The sequence below is a fragment of the Moorena sp. SIO3I8 genome (assembly GCF_010692325.1).
Taxonomy (GTDB): domain Bacteria; phylum Cyanobacteriota; class Cyanobacteriia; order Cyanobacteriales; family Coleofasciculaceae; genus Moorena.
On record NZ_JAAHHW010000201.1, the window covers coordinates 1 to 6,758 of the forward strand.

5 protein-coding genes are annotated in these 6,758 nt (G+C 44.1%); 4 read left to right on the plus strand and 1 reads right to left on the minus strand.

The annotated features are described in order from the left end of the window. The 3 genes from F6K51_RS34595 to F6K51_RS34605 all read left to right on the plus strand — a co-directional run. Nucleotides 1–407 (plus strand): cupin domain-containing protein (locus F6K51_RS34595; RefSeq protein WP_293029902.1); only part of this gene is annotated, 407 nt, incomplete at its 5' end. A 24-nt stretch (nt 408–431) separates the two neighbouring features. Then, nucleotides 432–1,202, plus strand: coding sequence for an SDR family oxidoreductase (locus tag F6K51_RS34600; RefSeq protein WP_293029904.1), 771 nt, complete (start codon nt 432–434; stop codon nt 1,200–1,202). 17 nt (nt 1,203–1,219) lie between these two features. Then, nucleotides 1,220–4,237: a non-ribosomal peptide synthetase gene (locus tag F6K51_RS34605; protein ID WP_293029907.1), complete on the plus strand. Its 3,018-nt coding sequence runs from the start codon at nt 1,220–1,222 to the stop codon at nt 4,235–4,237. Between the two features lie 129 nt (nt 4,238–4,366). On the opposite strand, the gene F6K51_RS34610 is transcribed toward F6K51_RS34605, so the two are convergent. Further along, nucleotides 4,367–6,289 carry a family 10 glycosylhydrolase gene (locus tag F6K51_RS34610; RefSeq protein WP_293029910.1) on the minus strand — a complete coding sequence of 641 codons (1,923 nt, stop codon included), beginning with the start codon at nt 6,287–6,289 and terminating at the stop codon, nt 4,367–4,369. Between the two features lie 119 nt (nt 6,290–6,408). Here F6K51_RS34610 and F6K51_RS34615 point away from each other — a divergent pair, with 119 nt between their 5' ends. Further along, nucleotides 6,409–6,645, plus strand: a complete 237-nt coding sequence (locus tag F6K51_RS34615; protein ID WP_364303384.1) for an ADP-ribosylglycohydrolase family protein — start codon at nt 6,409–6,411, stop codon at nt 6,643–6,645. Nucleotides 6,646–6,758 lie beyond the last annotated feature (113 nt).

The following is a 6,758-nucleotide window of genomic DNA, read 5'->3' on the forward strand; positions in this document are numbered from 1 at the left end:
TCTTGTCAAATCAAGAAAAGATCAATAAAGCTACTGCCAAGAATTTCCAATGGGGCACTGGCTGTGAAGGATGGCATTTATTAACAAGTGAGGATCTAACTATCGCAGAAGAGATGATGCCTCCCCAAAGCCAGGGAATATTACATTACCACGAATACGCCCAACACTTTATCTATGTACTTGAAGGGGAAGCCTCTCTAGAAATAGATGGAACAACACATGTTCTAAACCGTGGTGATGGAAAGGTGGTATCTCCAGGTTCGCTACATCAAATTAGAAATGAATCGAGTGATGTCCTATATTTTTTAGCTATCTGTTCGCCAAACTCCTTTGAGGATTTTAAGAATGAAGCGGGAGAGGTTCCACCAAATTGGAAGCCAGACTTTTTTCCTGGCAAGGAATCCTGAATTCTACCTGATGGAAGCAATACCATGAATATTCAAAGCTTAAAAATCACAGAAAAGACATTCCTAGTAACAGGTGCGGGAACTGGAATCGGCTACTCCATCGCCGAATCCCTTATTTCTTCAGAAGCACGAGTTATCCTGCACTGTAATTCCCATATCGATTCAGCCAAAGAATTGGCATCCAAGGCAAAAACTGATTGTGTTGTCATTCAAAAAGATTTATCCCAGCCCCAAGCAGGACAAGAATTAGTAGAGGAAATTCTTAATCTGGGATATTCCCTTGATGGTGTTGTGAATAATGCCGCCATCATGACCGAACTCAGCTTGGATGATAATCCGTCAGTCTGGGAAGAGAAATGGATTGAAACTCTTCAGGTGAACTTGATTGCTGTTAGTTCCATCACCCGACGGGCAATAGAACACTTTAAGTCCAAGGGAGGAGGAATTCTTGTTAACATCTCTAGTCGTGCAGCTCATCGTGGTGACACCCCAGAGTATATACACTATGCAGCCTCCAAAGCAGCACTGAGTAATTTAAGCAAAAGTATTGCTCGAAACTTCGCTGCTGATGGCATACTAGCCTATTCTATTTGCCCGGGCTTTGTTGATACCCAGATGGCTGCGGAATTTACCCAAAACTATCCTCTGTCTGAGATTGTATCGGGTATTCCCCTACAGCGAATCGCTCAGCCAGAGGAAATTGCTGCCATGGTGGTTTTCCTCTTATCCGGACAAGTCCCCTCGGCAACTGGAACCAACATTGATATTAATGGAGCCTCATACGTTCGCGCTTAGCGCAGCAAAAACAAGATATGGATACAATACCTCAGTTATTTGAAGCCCAAGTAGAACGAACACCTGATCAGATTGCGGTTGTATTTGACAACCAGCAGTTAACCTACCGAGAACTGAATGATAAAGCGAACCAGTTAGCCAGCTATTTGCGCTCCTTGGGTGTAGAACCGGAAACTCTAGTGGGGATTTGTGTCGAGCGTTCTGTTGATACAGTGGTCGGACTTTTGGGGATTCTTAAAGCAGGGGGGGCTTATGTGCCCTTAGATCCATCCTATCCGAGGGAGCGTTTGGAGTTCATGCTCCATGATACCCAAGTGTCAGTGCTGTTGACACAACAGAAATTGGTGCCGGAAATTCCAGAATATCAAGGATATCTAGTTTGCTTGGATACAGATTGGCAGAAAATAGCTGTAGAAAGCAATACTAACCCAGTCGGTAGGGTTGGAGCAGAAAACTTAGCTTACATTACCTATACTTCTGGCTCCACTGGAAAGCCAAAAGGGGCAATGATGCCCCATAGAGCGGTTTGTCAAAGCTGGGGCTGGCTTCAAGAGACTTTTCCCTATCAGAAAAGCGATCGCGTTTTGCACAAAGCCTCTCTCAGCTTTGATGTGTCCAGCCGCTGGGAGTTATTTTGGCCTCTAATGGCTGGAGCTTGCGTTGTTTTAGCAAAACCAGACGGTGAAAAAGATAGTGCTTACATAGTTCGGCTAATCGCCCAAGAGCAAATTACCGTTGCTTATTTTGTTTCCTCTATGCTCTCGATTTTTCTCGAAGATCCGGGCTTGAAAACTTGCAGGAATCTCAGACGAATCTTTGTAGGTGGGGAAGCATTTCCCTTTGCTCTCAAACAACGCTTTTGGGAGAGCCTTGCCAATTGCCAAGCAGTTGAAATATATGGCTCTACTGAAACCATTGTGGTTAGCTCCTGGCACTGTCAACCCGAACCAGAACCGCGCAACTTTTCTATAACTCGCCCGATTGCTAAGCTGCCAATTTATATTTTAGACCACCAAATGCAACCCGTTTCCAGAGGAGAAACTGGGGAACTTTACGTAGGCGGAGACTATCTGGTCAGGGGGTATCTCAACCGCCCAGAATTAACAGCAGAAAAATTCATCACCAACCCCTTTGACAATTCAAAAGTCAACAATCAAAAGTCAAAATTATACAAAACGGGAGACTTAGCTCGCTATCTTGCCGATGGTAATATTGAGTTACTCGGTCGTGGGGATCATCAGGTAAAAATTCGCGGTTTCCGCATTGAACTAGGGGAAATTGAGGCAGTACTTACTCAACACCCTGTGGTGAGACAAGCCGCAGTAATTGCTAGGGAAGATATTCCGGGTGACAAGCGCTTAGTTGCTTATATTGTCAGCACTCTTGCTGAAGAATCTCGGACAGCAATTGTGCCAGAATTGCGAAAACTTATTCAAGCAAAGCTGCCAGAATACATGATTCCTTCGGCATTTGTAGTTTTAGACGACTTGCCCCTAACCCCTAATGGTAAGTTAGACAGGCGATCGCTCCCTGCACCTAATCCCGAACGACCTATTTTAGAGCAGGAGTTTGTCCCACCCCGTACCTCACTAGAAACAAAATTAGCCCAACTCTGGAGTCAGGTTTTACACATCCATCCCATTGGCCTGAGGGACAACTTCTTTGAATTAGGAGGAAATTCTCTCCTAGCAATTCGGCTCCTTTTCCAAGTAAGACACACTTTTGGAGTTGATTTCCCCCTACGCACCTTGTTAGAAGCACCCACAGTAGCTAACATGGCTGAAGCAATCGAGACATTTAGCAACTCAGAAGAGGCTGCAGGGATTGAAAGCATGACTGTGGAAGAGTTGCTTTCAGAAGCCGTTCTAGATCCCACCATCAAACCGAACTTTACTTCCGTTGGGTCTGATGCCGAACCCAATGCTATTTTCTTGACTGGAGCAACGGGATTTCTCGGTGCTTTTTTACTCGATGAACTCCTCAGACAAACCCAAGCCAGAATTTATTGCCTGGTTCGTGGCTGTAAGACTACTGCTGAAGGCAAGCATAAAATTACCAACAACCTCGATCGCTATTTACTGGAATATGAAAATTTCAACTCCCGAATTATTCCAGTGATAGGGGATTTGTCCCAGTCACTTTTGGGACTGCACGAGCAACAGTTCGAGCAGCTAGCACAGGAAATCGATATTATCTATCATTCTGCCACTTTCTTAAATTTAGCGTATCCCTACACGGCTATGCGAGCAGCCAACGTGGGAGGAACTCAGGAAATCTTAAAATTAGCCAGTCAAATCAAACTCAAGTCCGTCCATTTTATCTCTTCACCGGCTATTTTTAAGTCAACAGGGTATTTCAACAAGCCATCCATTCGAGAAGAAGACCCTCTGGAAGATTGTGAAGTAGTCTATGGAGGCTATGCTCAAAGTAAATGGGTAGCAGAAAAATTGTTTAAAACCGCACATTCTATCGGTATTCCGGTTAGTATCTACCGACCAGGGACGATTAGCGGGCACAGTAAAACTGGCGCATCTAATGCTGAGCAAACCTTAGGTCGCCTGCTAAAGAGCTTTGTCGAGCAAGGCATTGCTCCCGATCTCAATATTGAATTCGATTTGACACCAGTAGACTATGTCAGTCAAGCCATTGTTGATCTATCTAGGCAGAAAGAATCCCTAGGAAAAAGCTTCCACTTAGTCAATCCTCAGTGTTTGCAGATAGGGGAGCTAGTCGATCTCATCCGTTCTATCGGCTACCCTATCGAGCAAATAGACTATCCCCAGTGGGAATCAAAAATGCGGGATGTGATCTTGAGTTCCCCAGAAAATGTTTTAAGTCCCATCTTGCCGTTTTTAACCAAAAAAATTCCCGGAACCCAGCTAACCTATTTAGAGGCATCCTCCTTCACGTCAAAGTTGGATTGCGAGAATACTGTTAAGGGACTTGCTAAGTCTGGTATTACTTGCGCGCCCCCAGACAGCCAGTTGCTTCGGGTTTACCTTCGGCAAATCGAAGAGTTTCCATTTAGCATGTAGGAGGGATAGAATCGATTGACCTGAGTTCGATATATACTCCGACTACTAGATATCTCCGAAAAATAATTAAATTGTGGTCAACTAATAGAAAAGAGTGTTTATACCAACATACTTCAATTCAGCAACGCCTCAATTCGATTTCTTCCAATCCTCTATATCTGGTGCTTTCACAAATTCAGGAAACATGACCTCAAAACCGCTCTCACGCTTAGAAGCTGGTTCATCACTCATATTTAACAAGGTTTCATAGAAGAAAAACGATACACCAGCAAATCCCCGCAGTCGGACAGCATCCACTTGCCGCTGAATTTGTGATACCGGAACTAAACGAGTTCTGAGACCACTTAAAATACCAATTCCTACCGGAATATGACTCCGTGCTCTTTTGAGTTCTGTCTGGTCTAATTCCGAGATGAAAGTGCTGAAATTATCTCGATAAATCTGGACAATTAGTTCCTCTACTAAACCCCGTTGTTCCCAAGTTGCCCAGTCAGCTAAAAAGAATTGGTAAGAAAAACGCTGGGGATTGGGAGATAGGGAAATAATCACATCATTGTTACTGTCTTCAACACTGTCTTTAACTGCTCTAAACAGCTTGGTTAGGAAATCCGTAATTTTGTTGGCTCGCCAGCGTACCCATTCCTCATCCTTTGGGTCAGTGGGGGGAGATTTACCTTGGTGTTCTTTTTTGTACAATTCTACTGTGAAATCATCGTAACCAAAGGTCACTGGCAAGCCAAAGTGGTCATCGAATTGGATACCATCAACATCATAGTTGCTGACAACTTCGATAACTAAATCTTGAATAAATTGCTGTACCTCTGGTTTAAAAGGATTGAGCCAAACAATCTCTTGTAGTCTTTCATCCTCTGGTTCTAATCCTTTAGTAGTTTGAGTCTTGACCCCATCTTTGGTTTGGGTCAGCCAATCTGGGTGGCGTTTGGCTAATTCAGAATAGGAAGGTGCTTTGAAGCCAAATTCAAACCAGGGAATAACTCTCAAACCATTGTCATGTCCGACCTCGACAATCTCCTTGAGAACATCTCGTCCTCCCTGTACCCCCTTCTTTGGGTCAAATAAGTCTTTTTCTAACTCCGTCGATATTCGTGCTTCCAGTCCCACTACCCGTTTAGCTACTTGAGACGGATATAGTGTATAACCCCAATTCCACATTGTAGGATATACCGTGTTAAAGTTCAGCTCCTTAAGTTTTTCTAGGCTATCGGTTAATGCTGTAGTAGACAACAGTACCTCACTATCAATATTTGTCAGCCATACCCCTCTTAACTCCGCTTCAGTAGAAGCAGGAGTTGGTGGCTCAACCTTAGCAATGTATTGATTAGGAATCAATCCAGTGGTTTGGGTAGCTTGGCACAAGAAAGCAGCTACCTCAGCTCGACTAGCTTGTTGGTTAGGTTTGAATTGCTTCACATTAGGGGGATTGACCACAATCTGATTTTCCGTAGCTGCTGCGATCGCATTTTGAGCATAGTTCGGAATTGCCGTAGCATCAGTAAACGCTGCCTTTAAAGTCTCTACGGAAGGCTTGACCGGTTTATACTTCAATCCACTAGCTAAAGATACTAACGCTTGGACACGAGGGATATTTTGCTTAGGGCGGAAAACTCTACCAGGATAGCCAGCCAAAAATCCCGTTTTATCAGCATTACGAATAGCCTGATTAGCCCAGTAATTAGTTGGTACATCTACGAATTTTTGGTCACTGCGCACTTGAGGAGCACTAGGGAAAGCCTTCAGAAGCAGTGCAGCAAACTCAGCTCTGGTGATCGGAGCATTCGGTTTAAAGGTACCATCTGGGTAACCCCTGATAATATTTTGTTGTGCTAATTTAGTGATACACGGTTGAGCCCAATAATTCTCTGGGACATCTTTAAAGGTGCTACTGGCGTAGGATGGGGAAAGCTGCCATAGAGGAATTATCATCCCGATCACAAATAGCAAAATCCACCAACCCTGATGTTTAATGGTTTGCTGAAAGGAAACCAGTCTATTTACCAAGGCTATAGGCCAGAGTTTGAGTAACGGTTTCATTGGTTGAACAAGCTCCGGGTGAGGGTGTTAGGTTAATCAGGATTGTGATTAACCGCGAAGATGCAAAGAACACGAACACTAGATTAGCAGAGGTTATGGATTAGAAGAGGAATTATCCAATGGAGCTAATTAACCGTTACCGTGGCAGTCTCTTAGGATTGGCTGTCGGGGATGCAGTCGGTACTACTTTAGAGTTTAAGGCACCAGGCTCCTTCACCCCGATTGAAGATATGGTGGGTGGTGGGCCTTTTGGTTTAAAGCCTGGCTACTGGACTGATGATACATCCATGGCTCTGTGTTTAGCTGTCCGGCAAAAGAAGCCCCACACAAATATGCGTAGCATAGGTGTGGGATGAATTTTGCACAGGGTATTAAAAAATTGCTATAATATATTTACTGATAAACAAAGCCGTTCGCGAAGCGTGGCCAAAGGCCTTAAATGCTGGTTTGTCAGCCACCTACTAATCAA